We start from the raw sequence: 18,508 nt of genomic DNA, 5'->3' as shown, positions 1-18,508 counted from the left end.
ATGGAGTTTTGCTCACTTTATAGTGCATTTCATTGTTTCCTTCAAGGCAATATCCAGGTGCGGACGCGGAAGCCTTGGTGCCCCCACGAGGTCCAGCGCGCCCGCGATAACATGGCGCTACGCACCCAAGAGAGCACGTATGAGCAGCGCGTTGGTGGATAGCGTCAGACGCCATTCGGAAGCGTGGTTTTGCGCCTGCGTTTCGGTTTCGGCTCGACGCCGATACGAGGATCTCGCGCCAGCACGAGCGAGGTGACCTGCTCAACGATCGTTTCGAACGCAGGATCGCTTTGCGAAACGTACAGCCACTTACCGAGCACCGGATGCGGCCGCAGCGACGGCATCTCCTCGACGAGCGTCGCATGATGGTCTTGTGACGTGCCGACCAGCATGCCGTTCCAAGGCTCCTCGCGATCGCCGGCCGCAATACATAGGAGCCCGTCGATGTAGGCCGCATCCGTGCCGAAAATACGTTTGCGAACGAAGGTCGGATCACGCTCGAATGCTTCGAAGATCCAGGCGAGTGAATTGCGGACGGTGGAGGGCATGTTCGGGTTCTCGGCCTATCGGCGATGCGCCTTGCGCTTTGCTTGACGCGCTTCCCATGCGGCGAGCGATGCCTCGTATCTGTCGAGTGCTTCTTCATAGAGCTCGAATACGCAAGGCGAGCAGCCGCTGTGGCAGCAATCGTCTTGCGTCGGCCGTTTCGGCGGCGTTGGGCGAGGATCGTCGAGAGAGGGGCCCCGAGGGGAAGCTTTGGGCACGGCGCTGTTTGAGCGATGTCGGGCGCTTAGTATAAAAGGGTATCCGCATTTTGCGGGTACTGTGACGCGCCGGCGAGGCATACTGCGTTGCATCGCCGATCAGGCTCATTGTCTGCCCGATCCGATTGAAGCGATCAAGTTTCGTATGGAGCAGGCCGGTTTGTCGGCCAGCGATATGCAGCCGTACCTTGGTAATCTGAACAGAGTCTACGAAGTCCTCACTCGGAAACGCGGGCCTCCGCACAAAGCCCGCGTTTAGCCGATACATATGCTTGCGATTCGCGTGGTGACTCGCTAACGTGCGTTACCCCAACAAATCCCCGGCACGCACGTACGGTTGCCCGAGCGCCTTCGCCACGGCTTCATGCGTCACCTGCCCCTCGCATACATTGAGACCGGCTCGCAGATGCGCATCATCGGCCATCGCACGCTTCCATCCCTTACCGGCAAGCGCGATCGCATGCCCGAGGGTGGCATTGGTCAATGCGAAGGTCGACGTACGAGCAACGGCGCCCGGCATGTTCGCGACGCAATAGTGAATGACGCCATCGACGACGTAGGCTGGCTCGGCATGCGTAGTGGCGTGGGACGTCTCGAAGCATCCGCCTTGATCGATCGCGACGTCCACGACGACTGCGCCTTTCTTCATCGTCGAAATCATGGCGCGCGTAACGAGCTTCGGCGCCGTCGCCCCCGGAATCAAAACGGCACCGATGACGGCGTCGGCGCTCGCGACACATCGCTCGATCGCATGCGTGCTTGAAAACATCGTCATGATGCGATTGCCGAAAATGAGATCCAATTGACGCAGGCGATCGACGTTCGTATCGAGAATCGTCACGCGCGCCCCCATGCCAACCGCCATTTGCAGCGCGTTCGTCCCCACCATGCCCCCGCCGATGATGACGACATGTCCAGGCGCGACACCGGGTACGCCGGCCAACAGCAAACCCATGCCGCCGTGCGGCTTCTCGAGATGCGCGGCGGCCACTTGAACCGACATGCGGCCCGCCACTTCGCTCATCGGCGCGAGCAGCGGAAGCCCCCCTCCCGGGCCGGTAATCGTCTCGTACGCGATGCAAACGGCGCCTGATGCGATGAGGCTCATCGACTGTTCGCGATCGGGTGCGAGATGTAGATACGTATAGAGGATTTGCCCGCGCCGCAGCATGGTGCGCTCGACGGCCTGCGGCTCCTTGACCTTGATGATCATGTCGGCTCGCGCGAAGATTTCTTGTGCGTCGCCGCATAGCGTTGCGCCCGCCGCGGCATAGGCTTCGTCGGGTAACCCGACGCCTGCGCCAGCATCCTTTTGCACGAGTACCTGGTGACCTCGGCCGACGAATTCGCGTGTGCCTGCGGGAGTCAGTCCCACGCGATATTCCTGGTTCTTGATCTCTTTGGGAACGCCGACCAGCATGATGCACCTCCTCCGTGTACGGAATCGATTGATCGAATGGTCAGCCCAAGCTTATGGCATGGGATGACGTCTCCTGCTGAACGACATACTACGCCGTTGCGCGTGATGCCCTGAACCTGTGGGCGGCCTTCGATTCAAAGTGGCTTCCCGAGCTGCGCGTCGCAGCGCCAGCTCGTATTGCGGATCGTCGCTACGCGCGAGATCGATGGGCTGCGCCAATCGGGTGGCAACTTGCAGATGCGACGCGTCGAAGGCTTGGTATTCGTATCGTCATCGTCGGGCGGGTCGTAGCTGTCACGGATTTCGCCTGTCAACGCGTTGACGCTCGTATCGAATTGGCCGCCGTCGTCTGCCGCGGAATGCGTGTCCGTTGCGTCGTAGTCCCACCCTGCAACGATCCATTGACCATTGCGTATCGTTAGGTGCCACGTCTCGGTCCAAGTCAACGGGCCGCCGCCGCCGGAGTTCTGTACGACCAGAGAGCCATGATTGATTTGGAGCGGTTGAAATGGATCTCCATTGACGCCGCCGTCGTTTGGCCCCAGTGCGACGCTGTGGTTCGAGAGCACCTGCTTGCCGTCTACGAAGATGCGTAGACGGCGCGGCCCGTCCTTCGGCGAGCGAAGCACGTCGACGCATGCGTTGACGGGGTCGGTCGAACCGATAGCGCCGCGCACGCTGTCGTCGAGCACGGATCCCGGTGGAGCATTGCCGCAAGGCGCTTTTGCTGTGGCAGCGTCTGCCGCATGCGAAATCGTGAAAGCGGTCATTAGCATGAGCGCCACCCACAATCGTGGGCGGTGGATTACGTTGTCTAGCGCTTTAGCTTGCGTTTGAAAGAGGTACATGATGTGCTCGACCGGCGATCGAGCGCTAAACGTTGATGCCAAGGCCTCGTAGCTTCACAACGTAATCATTCAAGCGGGTCTTGATATGAGTGATGCCCATCGGCCCGGTACCGGTCGGCGTGTCGACCTGCGTACCGCCGCCATCACCCGTCGAATTTGGCCAGTAAAACAGGTTGCGAGGATCGTTGGCGAGATTCCATATCAGATCGTTCACCTCCGTGTTCAAGGTGGCCTCGGCATAGTACTTCGTGAGTCCAACCGTTTTGGTCGGCTTGATATTCGGCTTTGGCATCGCGCCCACTGTGAACGTATTGTTACTCGTTAAATTCCATCCCCAGTTATTCCAATCGAAAACTTTCGCCTGTGGCAGGGCGAGTCCGTTCATCCATTGAACGGCGGTCTCGAGATCCGTTTTGCTAGTGAGTATGCGTTCGATCTCGCTTCGAATATAGCTGTAGGGAACGTGATGGTTGCAGATGAGACCGGAGGGCGGTTGGTTATAACCGCTCAGATACGCCGCGAGCGTTCGCTGGGTGCTGTTGTGCAACTCCCGTTGGTGCGATACCGCTGCGATTTTTACGCTACCCGCCTTGTCGTCCGCCGGATTGAAGCTGATCGCGGTCTTGCGCTGAATGACGAATACGGAGCCGCTCCCTCCTCGAAGCTGGACCGAGGCCGCACCGCCCACGGCAACCCGGTGCGCACCACTGACGAGATCTGGTGTCAGAGCGTGGCGCTCTGCGTGCGATATCGGTGCGGCGTTCGCCACATTGGCATGCATATGCCGTGCGGCTTGCGCGCCGAGCCGGTCAGCCTCTGCCTCCAACGCAGCGTCCTGCAGCACCGATACGCCGGACATCGGCATGCGAACGCGGCCTTGGCGCTGCTGAATGACATGAGTGAGTTCGTGCCCGATCAACTCCTGGCCATGGATTGAATCCGGCTGATAGCGGCCCGGCGCGAAATAAACGTCGTTACCTGTGGTGAACGCGATGGCGCCTAGGCGCTCGGCTTGCGGCCCGATATGAACGCGCACCGTCGAGAAGTCCGCCTGGAACGCCGACTGCATTTTCTCGAGCAGAGGAAGCGGCAGGGGCTGCCCACCCCCGCGCACAAGGCCGAGCCGCGCCGGGTCGATCGCGACACTGTCCCGGGGCTGAGGCCCGCGCGCCGCTCCGCTAGTCGGTCGCATCTGCACGATGCCATTGCGGCCACCGAACGAGGGCGCCATCTGTCCGTTGGGAAAAAAGCCTTGAATGACATGCCCAGCCATAACCACCCCCGTGCGGTGTACTAACAATCGAGTAGGTATCTCAGCGCGAAATCTGCCGCGATAGCGCTTGATGAAGTAGCAGACGTGCCGACGATACGAAGAGCAGGATGATCCCCTGCCAGACAATTTGTCCGAACATTGAACTATCGCTTGCTCTTCGTCAAGATGAGAGGCGAGTGTCTTCGACGCATCGGATAGAATCGGCCTTCCGTTTCACCACTACGGGAGGCCGCATGAGATCGATGTTGGCGCTATTGCTTTGCTTTTATGCAACGCTTTCACAAGCAGCAGGGATAAAGTTCGTGCAAATTCCTGCCGATGCCAAAGGTCCGGCGATAAAGGCGGCCGTCTGGACTCCGTGCGCTGCCACCGCACAAAACATAACGATTGGACCTTATGTTCTCAGTGGGCGGCGGGATTGCCCCACGGTCGGAGAGAAGTTGCCTTTGATTGTGATCTCACACGGCCACGGGGGATCGTTGCTCGGCCATCACGACCTTGCCGAAACGCTGGCCGATTCCGGTTTCATCGTGGTCGCGATCGACCATCCCGGTGACACGTTCTCGGATATGAGCCGAGCGGCAGATATCTCGTCATTCGTCGAGCGCCCGGCCGACATCAAACGTGCGATCGACTATATGCTCAGTGCCGCACCGGACGCGAACAAGATCGATCCGAATCGGATAGGTTTTTTCGGCTTTTCGCGCGGTGGCTATACGGGCCTCGTGTTGGCCGGCGGCAACCCCGATTTCCTCCATGCGAATGTTCCGTGCCCGGATCCGACGCTGCCGATTTGCGTGGAATTGCGGCACAAGAAGATTCCGCGCGAACCATTGACTCACGATCCGCGTATCAAAGCCTACGTACTTGCTGACCCACTCGACGAATTCCCGACCAAGAAGAGCGTGCAAAAAGTGGAAGCGCCGATTCAGCTTTGGGCTTCTCAGTTCGGCGGCGACGGCGTGCTGCCCGAAACGACGCCCGCGCTTGCCCGCATCCTTCCGAATCAGCCCGATCTTCACGTCGTATCCGGGGCGGCGCATTTCGCATTTCTTGCGCCTTGCACCGAGCAACTGACGAAGGACGTTCCGGGAATCTGCACCGACGCGCAGGGCTTCGATCGCGTCGTATTTCACAAGGCATTCGACGAAGAGGCGCTCGCGTTTTACAAAACACATTTGCGGTAGACCGGCACAGCATCGTCGTGACGCGATCTATACGGGATTGAGCCGCGATTTTGCAGCATTCTTGCTGCGCGATCGGATACCGTTTGTGCCTGACCCCTCGGCAGGACGGTGATGAGAATGACGAACAAATTCGGCGGACGGCGACTTGCACGGGGCGCTGATGCGATACAGCGGCGGCGCGAAAGGCTATCCGGCTCGCGTGACCGATCGCATGAACCTGATAGAGGTAGCGTTTCGCGTGCAGCCGCACGAGGCGCTCGCGAGTGAAAAGAGCCCGAAATATTGATGGTTTTTTTACGCACTACGCCGATACTTTTTAGCGCGTTTATAACTTTTTATCATCACGGGCTTTGATATTTGCACTGCATTTCCACGATGATCCATAGAATGACGTCGTGTCCAACAGATGACGACCACGAATCCCATTCAGGTCAACGGCGGACGTAAATCACGATGAGATCGTTCAATGGAAGCTCCGCGGCAGTCGATACCCGAGCATGCTATGCATCCCGATCGACGGGAGCGCGAAAGCGCGATGACGCGCTGATCGACGCAAGCAAAGACGGGTACATGGTCCTCATGTCGATTCGCGTTGCCAGCAGCGATTTGGTCTTCGTCCGGCGCGCGCTTCATGAAATGCTCGGCCCCGACCTCGACATCTACACAGCGGTCATCGACAACAAGCGCGACTGCGCGAGTCTTCAGGTCGTACTTGCCGCGCAGCGCGTCGATCATGCAATGGCGCTCATCATGAGCGTGCTTCCCGAAGCTGAATTCGGCTCTATCCGCCCCTCTCCGCTAACGTTGGCGCATTGAGCGAGGCGGGCAGGCGGGTGGCTTCTCGAATGACCGCTCGTCCGATATGAGATTTATGCAACGCACCGCCCGATCGTTACGGGATTTTTTCTTGTTCGGGTGAGTGCGCGAAACTAGACTTCGGGGAAAGGACAAGCCTTGGAGAAGCGTCATGTCGAAGCAATGTGCCACGTGCCGCATACGCAAGCGCCGAAGAGCCACCGAGCACGATATCGATCGCGGCGCGGGCAGAGTGGCCGTGCGGCGCTTCGACCCGACACGTGATTCAAACGAGAAGCTGACGACGATGCTGCATCGCGCATTTGCGCAGCTCGGCATGATGGGACTGAATTGCACGTGCGTGGCGCAGAGTGCGGATGTTACGCGGCAGCGCGCGCAGGCCGGCGAATGCTTCGTCGCCTCGGTTCGCGGACAGGTGATCGGTACGGTGACGCTCTATGCTCGCGACGACGCGTCCGAGTGCAAGCTACCCGTCCACGAAGAATTAATTTATGATCCGCCCGGGAAATTTTATTCATCGAATCGATCGGGGATTTCAGTCAATGAGAAGCTTTCGTTTGTCGCTGCGCGTGCCTTACGCCGTGCTTCTATCGGCGTCATTGCTTTGCCCGCAATTCGCCTCGGCGGCGCAGACGCGCTGCGGTTGGATCGAAAACGACATGCCGTCCAGTCTGACGCTGGACGATCGCGAAGGAACATGGACTATCGTTTCTATCGATAAGCAAGCCGACGGTTTCGCCGACCACATGCCCGATACCAACAAGGGCGACTCGTGCGGTTGCTTGTCGGTCGAGGCCGACAAGGCGACGATGCGCATCACGAAGGTGCTCGGCGGCAAGCTCAAGCCGGTATCGGCATGCCAGCGCGACAAGAGCCTGAAACAGTAACCGCGTCCTCGCGGACATGACCCGCCGCCGCCCTTGCGGCGTCTTGGCGTCTTCTTGATAGACTTGCACATCGAGAAAGACAACCGGGGAGAGCGCGTGAGCCTCGACGAATATTACAGGCGGCTGGAGCTGCCGAGCACGGCGTCGGCGACGGAGGTCAAACGCGCGTACCGGCGGCTCAGAGCGAAGTACCACCCCGATCGGAACAAGGGGCGGGAAGCCTCCGTCGAGCCGCTGTTCAAGCGTATTCAAGAGGCGTTCGAGATTCTGATCGGCGAACGTAAGGCGCCGCTATCCACCGCTACCCCCGCTTCGTCTCCCGCTTCGCCTCCCGCATCGACGAAACATCGCGAACCCGAGCATCCGTCGCGCACGCATCGCAGCGCGCCCCCGATGCGCGGCGTGAATTGCATGACCGAACTGTTTGTGCCGCTCGAGGTTGCGATTCATGGTGGCGACGTGGAGGCGAACTACGCGGTGAAGGGGCCGTGCTGTCATTGTCACGGGCACGCGCGCAGTCGCTGTCCAACGTGTTTCGGCAAGGGCGTCACGGCCTATCGCAAGTGCGAGACAGTCAACGTTTCGCCGGGGGCATGGGACGGTCAGCGCGTCGTGATCGAGGGTGCGGGCCATCCGGGGCCCAATGGCGGCCCCGCGGGTGACGCGATTTTCTCGGTGGTGATCGTATGCAGCTCGTCGTTTCGCCGCGACGGTTTGCACGTCGCTTGCGATATCTCCGTCGATTTCGTGACGGCCATGCTTGGCGGCCGCTTCGAAGCCCAAGTGTTGGGGCGTGCATTGCAAGTGAAGATCGAGCCCAATTCCGGACCTGGCAGCACGATTCGTTTGCGAGGGCAGGGTCTCTCGGATCGCAACGGCATGCGTGGGGATTTGACGCTGCGCATGGTGCTCGATATGCCTGCCGCAGCTTTGCATCTGACTGAGGATGAGCGGGAGCGTTTGCGTGAGATGTTCGCGACGGCGCAACGTCGTGCGATTAAGTTTGGCTAAATCTTGCCGATAACCTAGCGAATGGTGTCGCGTGTTGACTTGCCGCGCCAGCCGGGCACCGTGCCACCCTGCGTGAACGCCGAACTCACTGCCGCAACGAATTTCAATGAACGCAAGTGGATTGACTGGATGGCTCGACCAGGCTCGTCCAGATGGGGTTTCGGGCTGGGCTGCCAACACGATGCAGCCCGACGTGCCGATCACGCTTGCCTTCTACCTCAACGGCGAGAAAGCGACGACGACCACCTGCGAGGCCTCGCGTCACGATGCGATTGCCGCGGGGTACGCGGGTGCGCGCGCGTTCAAGGTCAATCTCGCGCCTTGGCTGAAGGACGGGCAAAACGTGCTGGAGGTTCGTTTCGAGCCCTCGGGCGTCGCCTTGCCGAACGGCCGGCAGATCGTCGGCATGGGGCAGGCCGCGGCAATCGGCGATCATTGGTCGAGGCAATACAGCCAAACGACGTCGATCGTCTCGCGTTGGTGGCAATGCGACCACATTGTTCAACGCATCAACCGCCGAGTCTGTGGCGAATCTCTGCCTGGTATGTCGGCGGGCCTGCATCGCCTCGCGCTGCAACATTTTGCCGACCGGCTTCCGTTTGCTCGCGGCGTCTCGATCGGTTGCGGATCGGGGAGTAAGGAGCGCGCCGTCCTCGAAAGCGGGCTCGTTCAACATTTCACGCTATTCGAACTATCGTCGGTTGCGATCGAGATGGGACGCAAGGAAGCGGACGAGGCGGGTTTTTCCGATCGCATGACTTTCCGTATGGAAGACGGGCTTGCCGGCGAGACGCGCGATGGTGTCTACGATCTCGTGTATTGGAACAACGCGCTTCATCACATGTTCGACGTCAAGGCGGCGCTCGAATGGAGTTGGCACGTATTGCGCAAGGGCGGCGTGCTGCTCATGGATGATTACGTCGGTCCGACTCGCTGCCAATGGTCCGATGCGTTGCTGGCCGTGAACAATGCTGTGCTCGGCGCGCTGCCGCCTCAATATTTGCGCGATCCGGCGCGGCCCGGTCGGATGCTGTCCGCGACCGTTGGCCGTATACCGCCCGCCGCCATCATCGCTGTCGATCCGTCCGAGTGCGCCGATTCGGGCAACATCCTGCCCGAACTCGCACGGCTTTTCCCCGAGGCGTGGGTGCGAAAGACCGGCGGTGGCGTTTATCACCTTGCACTGAACGATGTGCTTCACAACATCGTTGCCGCGCAAGACTACGGCTTGCTCGACAAATTGCTCGAGATCGACGATGAATGCGCCAATGCGGGAGAGACGCAATACGCGGTGGCGATCGCTGTGAAATAGCCCCCGTATTTCCCGCCAATCCGCGGGCTTTCTCGTTCAACGCCGCCGCGACGGCGCACGTCCCGTCGATTCACGCACGACGAGCTCCGGTGCTCTGACCACATAGACGTCTTGCGTCGGCACGCCGCCCTCCACCATTTCGAGCGTGAGCGCGACCGAGCGTGCCGCGATTTCGGCCGTCGGCAGTCGCACGGTCGTCAAGGCCGGACGAAACTGATGAGCGAGCGCGACGTCGGTGAGCCCGATGACGGACAGATCGTCGGGCACGCGTCGGCCGAGGTCGGCCGCCGCTTGCATGGCACCGATCGCCATCAGATCGTTGGTCGCGAAGATCGACGTCAAAGCGGGCTTTGCACGCAACAAGCCCATTGCGGCGTCATATCCGCTTTCGATCGAATCGTGCGCGTTGACGACGACGAGCGATTTCTCGGCATGGCCATGCGCGCTGAGGGATGCCGCGAAGCCTTCGAGCCGGATCGTCTGCGGGCCACCGGACCCGGCTCCGACGAGCGCGCCGAACCTGCGATGTCCGAGCCCCGACAGATGCGCGGCAGCGAGCGCGCCGGCCGCGGCGAAGTCGATGGTGACGCAGGGCAGCGCGCGCGAGGCTTGCACGTGCTCCCACATGCAGAGCACGACGGATACGCCTTTGCGCGCGAACTCGATCAACTCGCGTTCGCCGAGATCGGTGTTCATCACGATGACGCCCGATGCGAGCGAGCCGGCGATTTGCTCCAGATACGCGCGCGTGATCGCGGGATCGTCGTCGGTGTTGCAAACGAGCAGGAAGTACCCGCGTTTGCGCGCTTCGCGCTCCGCTGCGAGCACGAACTCGGGATAGAACGGGTTCGTGATGTTCGAGAGCATCAACGCCAGCGTCGACGTACGTCCCCGCGCGAGCGCGCGGGCCGTCAAGTTCGGCCGATAGCCAAGCTCGCGGATCGCGGCCATGACACGCTCGACGGTTTCCGGCTTTACCTTCTGCGGATTGCGCAGTACGTTCGATACGGTCGCGCCCGTTACCTTCGCCCGTCGCGCAACTTCGGCTAGCGTCACCACAAACTCTTCCCCCGACTTCCAAAAAGCGCGCGGCACCTCGGCACACGCAATGGCGATCATTGTTCAAATGCTGGGACGGGTTCCCAAAAGTTGCACACCTCCAATCGGTTGCGCTACGTTTCATCCCATCGCGACAGCTTTGCATCAGACCGGAGACGACGATATGGTACGAGCATACGTGCCGTTTTGGCGGCAAAAATTTAAGCGCTTAAATTCCAGCGCACGTTGCACGATCGATGATTGCGGGAGGATGTGATGGCGACCATTTCCCTACGCCAGGTATCGAAGCAGTACGGGCAGCACGCGCCGGTATTGCGCGACGTCGATCTCGACATCGCGGAACACGAGTTTTGCGTATTTCTGGGTCCGTCCGGCTGCGGCAAATCGACGTTGCTGCGCATGATCGCGGGTTTGGAGGACTTGACCACGGGCGAGCTTCACATCGGCGGCCAGCGGATGAACGAAACGCCGCCTGCCGAGCGCCGCGTCGCGATGGTATTTCAGAGCTACGCGCTGTTTCCCCACATGTCCGTATTCGACAACATGGGCTTCGGGCTACGTATCGCCGGCGTGGCGAAGGATGAGATCCGGCGTCGCGTGACGGAGGCGGCGCGCGTGCTGCAACTCGACAGCCTGCTCGAACGCAAGCCGAAACAGCTCTCGGGCGGCCAGCGGCAGCGTGTGGCGATCGGGCGTGCGATCGTGCGCGAGCCGAAAGTGTTTCTGTTCGACGAACCGCTCTCGAATCTGGATGCCGCATTACGCGGGCAAACGCGCATCGAGATCGCGCGACTGCACAGTCGTTTTCGCGAAGCGAGTTCGGTGTATGTCACGCACGATCAGGTCGAGGCGATGACGCTGGCCGACAAGATCGTCCTGCTGCGCGCCGGCGACGACGTCGCGCGCTTGGGCAGCATTGCTCAGGTCGGCGCGCCGCTCGATCTCTACCATCGGCCCGCCAGTCTGTTCGTGGCGGGATTCATCGGCTCGCCGCGCATGAATTTTCTGCCGGCAACGATCGAATCGGCCAGTGAAGATGCAATCGGATTGCGCTTGAATGACAGCGGCGAACAGCTTGCATTGCGCGGACGCCCATTGCGACAGCCGGAATCGATCGGACAACGCGTGACGCTGGGGATTCGCCCCGAGCATCTATCGGCGGCGCCCGAAGGCGACGTTTCGCAGAGCGCTTGCTCGATCGTGCGGACGGTGCAACTCGTCGAGCAACTGGGCGAGGCGGCCTATGTGCACCTGGATCAACCGGGCGGCACGCCATTGCTCGCCAAAGCGCAGGGCACGTCGCCGCTGCGCCCCGGCGATCGTCAAGCATTCCATTTGTCCGCGGGTGCGTGGCATTTGTTCGATGAACGCGGCGCGGCAATCGGACTCGAGCGCGAGGCGTTCGTGGCCGCATGAAGGACCGATGCAGTAGATAGTCGACTTACCGATACTCGAGACCAACGAAGGAGACAGAGATGAAGCAACCCGTTCGCGCGCTTGCGCTGGCCTGCATGACTTGCGCCGCGTTCATCGCGGCATCGCCGGCGTCGGCCGGCACGTTGAACGTCACCGTGTCGGCGCGCGGCAACCAGCGCGCTACGTGGCAAAACGCGTTCGACCAATTCGAAAAAGCGAACCCGGACGTCGATCTGAAAGTCAGCTACGTAGGCGAGGAGGCCTACAAAGTTCAGATGTCGGGCTGGCTCGCGACCGATCCGCCCGACGTACTGAGCTGGCACAACGGCGAACGCATGGCCTATTTCGCCAAGCGCGGCTTGCTTGCCGATATGACGAGCGACTGGCAAAAGAACGGCTGGAATCAAACCTACGCCTCGGTCAAGACATCGTCGACATACGCGGGTAAGCAGTACAGCCTGCCGCTCGGCTATGACGCCTACGGTTTCTTCTATCGCAAGGATTTATTCCAGAAGGCCGGCATTTCGGCTGAGCCGACGACGTGGAATCAATTCCTCGACGACTGCAAGAAGCTGAAAGCGGCCGGTATTGCGCCGATCGCCGTGCCTGCTCGCGATGCTTGGACGTTGGCCGCGTGGTTCGACTATTTCGACTTGCGTATCAACGGCTACGCCTTCCATCAGCAGCTCATGGCCGGAGACATCGCGTATACGGATCCGCGCGTGAAGCATGTCTACGAGGCATGGAAAACGCTGATCGACGACAAGTACTTCGTCGACAACGCACTCTCCTACGACGTCGACTCGATCAGCCCGCTGCTCGTGAACGGACAGGCCGCGATGATGCTGATGGGCACGTTCTTCTCGGCCGGTTTGCCGACCGCGACGCGCAACGAAATGGGCTATTTCCGTTTCCCCATCATCGACGCTCGCGTCCCCGTTGCCGAAGATGGTCCCGTCAATGTCCTGATCATGCCGGCGAAAGCCAAGAACAAGGCCGATGCACGGCGCTTGCTCGCCTTCATGGGCCAGGCGCAGATCAACGGCGAACTCGCGCAAGGCTGGGGGCAACTGCCGTCGAACAACAAAGCGCCCGAGCCGCAGGACCCGATCTCGAAGGTCGGCTTCCAAACGCTCTCCTCCACGACGGGCGGGATTGCGCAGTTCTACGACCGCGACATGACGAAGGAAATGGCCGACGAAGGCATGAAGGCGATGCAGCAGTTCTACTCCGATCCGACGCAGCTCGACGCGATCCTGCAACACCTCGAGGCCACGCGTAAGCGCATCTACAAGAAGTAGGCGTGCCTGACGAGCGGGGATGGTGCCTTGCTTGGGCCGTCCCCGACCCTTCATGTCGGAGTGCACATTCATGTCGATTTCCGTTACCCAGCGAGCGCTGCGGCGCGCGTCGCGCCCGGCGGCAAACAAGCCGATGCCGCTCAGCCAACGGCGCACGCGCGCGGCACTGCTGTTTCTGCTGCCGGGGCTCGCGCTGTTCACCGTCTTCGTCATTTATCCGATCGTGAGCAGCATCTGGCTCAGTTTTCATCATTGGGATGGGATGACCGCCAAGACGTTCGCCGGTCTCGACAACTATCGCGAACTCTTCGCATCCGATACGTTCTATGTCGCGCTGAAGAACAACCTGATCTGGCTCGCGCTGTTCCTCCTCGCACCGCCGGCCGGGCTCGCAATGGCGCTGTATCTGAATCAGAACGTGTTCGGCATGCGGCTCGTGAAATCGCTGTTTTTCGCACCGTTCGTGCTGCCGGGCGTTGTAGTGGGCCTCGTCTTCTCGTGGTTCTACGACCCGACGTTCGGCCTGCTCAAGCTCATCGTCGGACACGGCATCCCCGTGCTTGGCGATCCGCACTACGTGACCTACGGCATCATCTTCGCCGCGCTGTGGCCGCAGATTCCGTTCTGCATGATTCTCTACTTGACGGGGCTCACCGGCATCAATCCGGAGATCATCGAAGCGGCGCGCATGGAAGGCGCGCGCGGCGTTGCGCTGCTTTGGCACGTGATCCTGCCGCAATTGCGGCCCGCCACGTTCATGGCTGTCGTGCTGACCGTCATCGGTGCACTGCGCAGCTTCGATCTGATTTCGGTGATGAGCGGGGGCGGCCCGTTCGACAGCTCGACCGTGCTCGCTTATTTCATGTACGACCAAGCGATCAAGTACTACCGCGTGGGCTATTCGGCCGCGATTGCCGTGGTGCTGTTCTCGATCATGCTCGTCTATATCGCTTGGCAACTGCGGCGCCTCGTGCGCACCGACTCATAAGGAGTCCTCAATGTATCCCATGCCGGTTCAGCGGTGGCGCCCCATTCCGCGGCTCGTCTATCGGTTGTCACTGCCCGTCGCGCTCTTGCTTTGGCTCGTGCCGCTGCTCGCGGTGCTCGTCACGTCGGTGCGTTCGAGCGACGAGCTCATGGCGGGCGATTATTGGGGATGGCCGAAACACTTCGCACTCCTACAGAATTACGGCACGGCGCTCACGCAAACGCCGATGCTGCACTACTTCGGCAATAGCTGCCTGATCACGCTGCCGGCCGTGGCCATTTCGATCTTTCTGGCATCGATGGCCGGGCATGCGCTGGCCAATTACCGGTTTCGCGGCAACACCGCGCTGCTCGGCTTGTTCGTGGCGGGCAACTTCGTTCCGATTCAGATCCTGATGATCCCCGTGCGCGAGTTGATGGCGAATCTGGGGCTCTACAACACCGTGTGGGCTCTCGTCATTTTTCATGCGGCGTTTCAAACCGGCTTCTGCACGCTGTTTCTGCGCAACTTCATTCGCGAACTGCCCTATGAGCTTATCGAGGCAGCGCGCATCGAAGGGGCGAGCGAGTGGGCGATCTACCTACGCGTGGTGTTGCCGCTCGTGCGGCCGGCGTTGGCAGCGCTTGCCATTCTCGTCTTCACGTTCGTTTGGAACGATTACTTCTGGGCGCTATGCCTCACGCAAGGCGACGATGCCGCGCCGATTACCGTCGGCGTCGCCGCGTTGAGGGGGCAATGGACGACGGCGTGGAATCTCGTCTCGGCGGGATCGGTATTGGCTGCGTTGCCGTCGGTGGCGATGTTCTTCGCGATGCAGAAGCATTTCGTCGCGGGGCTGACGTTCGGCGCGACGAAAGGATGATGCCGATGCCGACGTCGATACCAAGCATGCAATCCGCCGCACAACCGTGAATCACGCACTCTCATCTACGGAATCAAGGAAATCCGCCATGCAGCTCGGCGTTTGTTATTACCCGGAACACTGGCCTGAAAGCAAATGGAACAGCGATGCACGACGTATGGCCGACATGGGCATAGCGCGCGTGCGCATCGCCGAATTCGCGTGGTCGCGCATCGAGCCGGAGCCGGGCCGTTTCGATTGGGACTGGCTCGACCGCGCCGTCTCGACGCTGGCCGGTCATGGGCTCGAGATCGTCATCGGCACGCCGACCGCTTCCCCGCCGAAATGGCTCGTCGATCTACACCCGGACATCCTGCCGGTAACGCGGGACGGCAGCGTGATGCAATTCGGCTCGCGGCGTCACTACGACATATCGAGCCCTGTCTATCGTGAACACTGCGTGCGTATCGTCGAGGCGATGACGCGACGGTACGGCGACCATCCGGCCGTCGTCGCATGGCAGACCGACAACGAATTCGGCTGTCACAACACATTGCCAAGCTATACGCAAGCCGCCTTGCACCGCTTTCGGCGCTGGCTCGCGGCGCGCTACGAGACGATCGACACGCTCAATAGCGCATGGGGCAACGTGTTTTGGAGTATGGAATACCGTCGCTTCGACGAAATCGAATTGCCGCATCGCACGCCTACCGATGCGAATCCGTCGCACGTCCTCGACTTTCGCCGTTTTCAATCGGACGAAGTGGCGAGCTTTCATGCGTTGCAGGCCGAACTGATTCGACGGCATGCGCCGGGGCGCGACGTGCTCCACAATTTCATGGGCTTTTACGCTGCGTTCGATCATTACGTTTTCGCGCGACATGGTTTGGACGTGGCCGCCTGGGACAGCTACCCGATACCGCGCACCGAAGTGTTGCCGCTGCCCGAAGCTGACAAACACCGCTGGGCACGAACGGGCCATCCCGACGTATCCGCGTTCAGCCACGATCTCTATCGCGGCGTCGGCAACGGGCGGATGTGGGTCATGGAGCAGCAAGCCGGGCCTGTGAATTGGGCACCGTTCAATCCCGTGCCGCAGCCGGGCATGGTGCGGCTATGGACCTGGGAGGCCTTCGCGCATGGGGCCGAACTCGTCTCGTACTTCCGCTGGCGCCAATGTCCGTTTGCACAGGAGCAGATGCATTCGGGCCTCAATACGCCGGATGACGAACTGTCGCCGGGCGGCCGTGAAGTCGTTCGAGTCGGCGAAGAGCTGCGCACGCTTGGCGTGTCCGAAGATGATTTGCGATGCGCACGAGCATCCGTCGCGCTGCTGTTCGACTATGAAGCCGATTGGGTCATCGAAACGCAGCGGCATGGCATCGATTTCGACTATCAGCATGTCGTTTTCGAGTGGTATAGCGCGCTACGGGAGCTTGGGCTCGACGTCGACATCGTGTCCGCTCGCTCGGACCTGCGCGCCTATCGGCTCGTCGTGGCGCCTACGTTGCCGATCTTGCCCGATAGCGTGGTCGAGCAGATCGAACTTGGCTCGAATCATTGGGTCTTCGGACCGCGTACCGGTTCGAAGTCCCAAACGTTTGCCATCGTTGCGCAGTTGCCGCCTGGTAAGCTTCGGACCGTTTTGCCCTCTCGCGTGATCGAAGTCGAATCGCTGCGGCCGTCGATACGGCCTATGCTGCGCCTCGGCAAGGTCGAGGGGACGGGGTTGCGATGGCGTGAGCATGTGCAACCGGGCGCCGGGGTCGAAGTGATGGCGCGTTTTGACGACGGCTTGCCGGCATTGCTGCGGCGCGAGCGCGTGACGTATATGACGGCCTGCTTCGATCGGGCGCTGTTGCGTGCCGCGATCGCGCAGTGCGCGCGCGATGCGGGAATCGATGTGGCGGCGTTGCCGGAGGGGTTGCGACTGCGCAGACGCGGGCCATTGCGATTCGCCGTCAATTATGGCGATCGATCCCAAGGCGTACCCGCACCGGCCGATGCGAAGTTCATCTTAGGCAGTTCAATAGTGGGTCCCGTTGATGTCGCGGTTTGGATCGAAGAAGACTGAATTGTGCCTGCGCGTTTGACCGATCTCGTGCGGATTCCGCACTTCGTGCCGCTTGCCGCGGCGACGTTGATGATGGGTGTGGCGTTGTCGCTCACGGCCCCATACTTGTCGTTGTTCGGCATCGAGGAAGCGTCGATGTCGCCCGTGCGGCTCGGCGTCTTCATGACGCTCGTCTCGGCGAGCGGCGTGTTTGCAAGCACGGCGGTGGGGCGCTGGTCCGACCGGAATGGTCGCCATCGGACGCCGCTCATCGCATCGCTCGCGGCGGCCGCGCTCGGCTATGCGAGCTTGAGTATCGTGCGAGGCTACGCCGAACTCATGATCGTCGGCGTCGTGTTGCTGGGGCCGGGCGCGGCATCGTTATCGCAGGTATTTGCACTCGGACGTTCGACGCTGCATGCCGAGGATACGGCGCAGGCGGAATTCGCGCAGGCGGCGATGCGAACGCTGCTTTCCGCCGCTTGGGTATTTGGGCCGGCGGTGGGTGCGCTGATATTGGCGCAAGGCGGGTTCAAAGGGCTCTTCGCGTTTGCGGCAGCAAGTTTCGCGGCCAGCGGCTTCATCGCGCTGCGGATGTCGGAGGCGAGGGGTCACGCCGAACGACACGATGGTGAGGACTGCGAAGCATTGCGGCGAGGGGCGCCGTGCGCCGCGTCCGCTATCGAGTGCGTGCCGATTGCGGTCGGCGATAGCGCATCTAACGTCGTGCTCGCCGCTCGTCGACGCCAGGCAATCCCGCGCATCCTGCTGGCGCTGACGCTGATTGGCCTCGCGGCCAACGCGACGATGATTCTGTTGCCGCTCTATCTCGTGCACGCGTTGCATGGCACGCGGTTGACCGTGTCGGCCGTGCTCGGTACCGGGGCGCTGCTAGAGATCCCGATGATGCTTTGGCTCGGTGCGACGTCGTCGAGATTGAGCAAGCCGAAGTGGCTCACTGCAGCCGCGGCCGTGCATGCCGCGTATTTCATCGCGCTGGCGGCGATCCGGCAACCGCTCGCTGTGGTTCCGCTTCAAGCGTTGTCCGCGATGGTCGTTGCAATTACATCGTGCCTGGGTATGACGTACGTTCAAGATCTCATGCCCGGCGAGACCGGCGCCGCGACGGCGCTGTTCTTCAACGCGTCTCGTGTTGGATCGATTCTCGCAGGCGTATTGTCGGGAACGCTCATCGGCGCATTCGGGTATCGCGCCGCGTTCCTGCTATGCGCGGCGCTCGTGGCTTGCGCATTCGCGTTGCTCTCATTCGATGCGGTGCGGGTGCACGCGAAAGGGTTGGGTGCCAAGACGCGGCGTGCGTGATTTCGACGT

18 protein-coding genes and 2 pseudogenes are annotated in these 18,508 nt (G+C 61.1%); 14 read left to right on the top strand and 6 right to left on the bottom strand.

What is annotated here, in order from left to right; translation table 11 throughout:
* Positions 1–164: 164 nt before the first annotated feature.
* Together J3485_RS25815 and J3485_RS25810 are read right to left on the bottom strand one after the other, a co-directional pair.
* A complete protein-coding gene (locus tag J3485_RS25815) occupies positions 165–548 on the bottom strand; it encodes a hypothetical protein (RefSeq protein ID WP_206957149.1) in 384 nt (127 codons plus the stop codon).
* A 15-nt stretch (positions 549–563) separates the two neighbouring features.
* Positions 564–845: an oxidoreductase-like domain-containing protein gene (locus J3485_RS25810; RefSeq protein WP_206958390.1), complete on the bottom strand. Its 282-nt coding sequence runs from the start codon at positions 843–845 to the stop codon at positions 564–566.
* 31 nt (positions 846–876) lie between these two features.
* On the opposite strand from J3485_RS25810, the pseudogene J3485_RS29145 reads away from it, so the two are divergent.
* Positions 877–999 (top strand): annotated as a pseudogene (locus tag J3485_RS29145) (transcriptional regulator); the annotation flags it as partial.
* A gap of 69 nt (positions 1,000–1,068) precedes the next feature.
* On the opposite strand, the gene ald reads toward J3485_RS29145, so the two are convergent.
* The 3 genes from ald to J3485_RS25795 all read right to left on the bottom strand — a co-directional run bounded on the left by ald (position 1,069) and on the right by J3485_RS25795 (position 4,305).
* Positions 1,069–2,184: an alanine dehydrogenase gene (gene ald / locus J3485_RS25805; protein WP_206957148.1), complete on the bottom strand. Its 1,116-nt coding sequence runs from the start codon at positions 2,182–2,184 to the stop codon at positions 1,069–1,071.
* A 134-nt stretch (positions 2,185–2,318) separates the two neighbouring features.
* Positions 2,319–2,954 (bottom strand): hypothetical protein, encoded by a 636-nt coding sequence (locus J3485_RS25800; RefSeq protein WP_206957147.1) that lies wholly within the window; start codon positions 2,952–2,954, stop codon positions 2,319–2,321.
* A gap of 103 nt (positions 2,955–3,057) precedes the next feature.
* Positions 3,058–4,305, bottom strand: a complete 1,248-nt coding sequence (locus J3485_RS25795; RefSeq protein WP_206957146.1) for an eCIS core domain-containing protein — start codon at positions 4,303–4,305, stop codon at positions 3,058–3,060.
* Positions 4,306–4,538: 233 nt separating this feature from the next.
* Here J3485_RS25795 and J3485_RS25790 point away from each other — a divergent pair, with 233 nt between their 5' ends.
* From J3485_RS25790 to J3485_RS25765, 7 genes and pseudogenes are all read left to right on the top strand, one after another.
* A complete protein-coding gene (locus J3485_RS25790) occupies positions 4,539–5,492 on the top strand; it encodes an alpha/beta hydrolase family protein (RefSeq protein ID WP_206958388.1) in 954 nt (317 codons plus the stop codon).
* 160 nt (positions 5,493–5,652) lie between these two features.
* Complete coding sequence (locus tag J3485_RS29345) at positions 5,653–5,778, top strand: hypothetical protein (protein ID WP_277991648.1); 126 nt, start codon at positions 5,653–5,655, stop codon at positions 5,776–5,778.
* 284 nt (positions 5,779–6,062) lie between these two features.
* Positions 6,063–6,308: a sugar ABC transporter permease gene (locus J3485_RS25785; RefSeq protein WP_242538930.1), complete on the top strand. Its 246-nt coding sequence runs from the start codon at positions 6,063–6,065 to the stop codon at positions 6,306–6,308.
* 178 nt (positions 6,309–6,486) lie between these two features.
* Positions 6,487–6,777 (top strand): annotated as a pseudogene (locus J3485_RS29140) (GNAT family N-acetyltransferase); the annotation flags it as partial.
* A gap of 22 nt (positions 6,778–6,799) precedes the next feature.
* Positions 6,800–7,195, top strand: coding sequence for a DUF4087 domain-containing protein (locus J3485_RS29480; protein WP_309477087.1), 396 nt, complete (start codon positions 6,800–6,802; stop codon positions 7,193–7,195).
* 96 nt (positions 7,196–7,291) lie between these two features.
* Positions 7,292–8,206, top strand: a complete 915-nt coding sequence (locus tag J3485_RS25770; protein ID WP_206957143.1) for a DnaJ C-terminal domain-containing protein — start codon at positions 7,292–7,294, stop codon at positions 8,204–8,206.
* A 106-nt stretch (positions 8,207–8,312) separates the two neighbouring features.
* Complete coding sequence (locus J3485_RS25765; RefSeq protein ID WP_206957142.1) at positions 8,313–9,518, top strand: class I SAM-dependent methyltransferase; 1,206 nt, start codon at positions 8,313–8,315, stop codon at positions 9,516–9,518.
* Positions 9,519–9,554: 36 nt separating this feature from the next.
* Here J3485_RS25765 and J3485_RS25760 read toward each other — a convergent pair whose 3' ends face one another.
* A complete protein-coding gene (locus J3485_RS25760; RefSeq protein ID WP_206957141.1) occupies positions 9,555–10,577 on the bottom strand; it encodes a LacI family DNA-binding transcriptional regulator in 1,023 nt (340 codons plus the stop codon).
* Between the two features lie 255 nt (positions 10,578–10,832).
* On the opposite strand from J3485_RS25760, the gene J3485_RS25755 reads away from it, so the two are divergent.
* The 6 genes from J3485_RS25755 (at position 10,833) to J3485_RS25730 (ending at position 18,499) form a co-directional block, all read left to right on the top strand.
* Entirely contained in the window at positions 10,833–11,993 is a 1,161-nt protein-coding gene (locus J3485_RS25755; RefSeq protein WP_206957140.1) for an ABC transporter ATP-binding protein, read from the top strand.
* A gap of 59 nt (positions 11,994–12,052) precedes the next feature.
* Positions 12,053–13,294 (top strand): ABC transporter substrate-binding protein, encoded by a 1,242-nt coding sequence (locus J3485_RS25750; RefSeq protein WP_206957139.1) that lies wholly within the window; start codon positions 12,053–12,055, stop codon positions 13,292–13,294.
* A gap of 70 nt (positions 13,295–13,364) precedes the next feature.
* Positions 13,365–14,282 carry a carbohydrate ABC transporter permease gene (locus J3485_RS25745; RefSeq protein WP_206957138.1) on the top strand — a complete coding sequence of 306 codons (918 nt, stop codon included), beginning with the start codon at positions 13,365–13,367 and terminating at the stop codon, positions 14,280–14,282.
* 10 nt (positions 14,283–14,292) lie between these two features.
* Positions 14,293–15,144 (top strand): carbohydrate ABC transporter permease, encoded by an 852-nt coding sequence (locus J3485_RS25740; RefSeq protein ID WP_206957137.1) that lies wholly within the window; start codon positions 14,293–14,295, stop codon positions 15,142–15,144.
* A gap of 88 nt (positions 15,145–15,232) precedes the next feature.
* A complete protein-coding gene (locus tag J3485_RS25735; RefSeq protein ID WP_206957136.1) occupies positions 15,233–17,197 on the top strand; it encodes a beta-galactosidase in 1,965 nt (654 codons plus the stop codon).
* 3 nt (positions 17,198–17,200) lie between these two features.
* Positions 17,201–18,499, top strand: coding sequence for a sugar efflux transporter (locus J3485_RS25730; RefSeq protein ID WP_309477086.1), 1,299 nt, complete (start codon positions 17,201–17,203; stop codon positions 18,497–18,499).
* The last annotated feature ends 9 nt before the right edge of the window (positions 18,500–18,508 follow it).

Origin of the sequence: Trinickia acidisoli, assembly GCF_017315725.1 — a bacterium.
GTDB classification, from domain to species: domain Bacteria; phylum Pseudomonadota; class Gammaproteobacteria; order Burkholderiales; family Burkholderiaceae; genus Trinickia; species Trinickia acidisoli.
Note: the sequence above shows the minus strand (reverse complement) of the source record. Positions and strands in the feature narration are given on the sequence as shown.

Coding starts and splice junctions, on each gene's coding strand:
- J3485_RS29345 (WP_277991648.1), top strand. CDS start 5,653: ATGCGATACAGCGGCGGCGCGAAAGGCTATCCGGCTCGCGTGACCGAT.
- J3485_RS29480 (WP_309477087.1), top strand. CDS start 6,800: ATGATCCGCCCGGGAAATTTTATTCATCGAATCGATCGGGGATTTCAG.
- J3485_RS25740 (WP_206957137.1), top strand. CDS start 14,293: ATGTATCCCATGCCGGTTCAGCGGTGGCGCCCCATTCCGCGGCTCGTC.
- J3485_RS25735 (WP_206957136.1), top strand. CDS start 15,233: ATGCAGCTCGGCGTTTGTTATTACCCGGAACACTGGCCTGAAAGCAAA.
- J3485_RS25755 (WP_206957140.1), top strand. CDS start 10,833: ATGGCGACCATTTCCCTACGCCAGGTATCGAAGCAGTACGGGCAGCAC.
- ald (WP_206957148.1), bottom strand. CDS start 2,184: ATGCTGGTCGGCGTTCCCAAAGAGATCAAGAACCAGGAATATCGCGTG.
- J3485_RS25785 (WP_242538930.1), top strand. CDS start 6,063: ATGGTCCTCATGTCGATTCGCGTTGCCAGCAGCGATTTGGTCTTCGTC.
- J3485_RS25745 (WP_206957138.1), top strand. CDS start 13,365: ATGTCGATTTCCGTTACCCAGCGAGCGCTGCGGCGCGCGTCGCGCCCG.
- J3485_RS25750 (WP_206957139.1), top strand. CDS start 12,053: ATGAAGCAACCCGTTCGCGCGCTTGCGCTGGCCTGCATGACTTGCGCC.
- J3485_RS25800 (WP_206957147.1), bottom strand. CDS start 2,954: ATGACCGCTTTCACGATTTCGCATGCGGCAGACGCTGCCACAGCAAAA.
- J3485_RS25795 (WP_206957146.1), bottom strand. CDS start 4,305: ATGGCTGGGCATGTCATTCAAGGCTTTTTTCCCAACGGACAGATGGCG.
- J3485_RS25790 (WP_206958388.1), top strand. CDS start 4,539: ATGAGATCGATGTTGGCGCTATTGCTTTGCTTTTATGCAACGCTTTCA.
- J3485_RS25765 (WP_206957142.1), top strand. CDS start 8,313: ATGAACGCAAGTGGATTGACTGGATGGCTCGACCAGGCTCGTCCAGAT.
- J3485_RS25815 (WP_206957149.1), bottom strand. CDS start 548: ATGCCCTCCACCGTCCGCAATTCACTCGCCTGGATCTTCGAAGCATTC.
- J3485_RS25810 (WP_206958390.1), bottom strand. CDS start 845: ATGCCTCGCCGGCGCGTCACAGTACCCGCAAAATGCGGATACCCTTTT.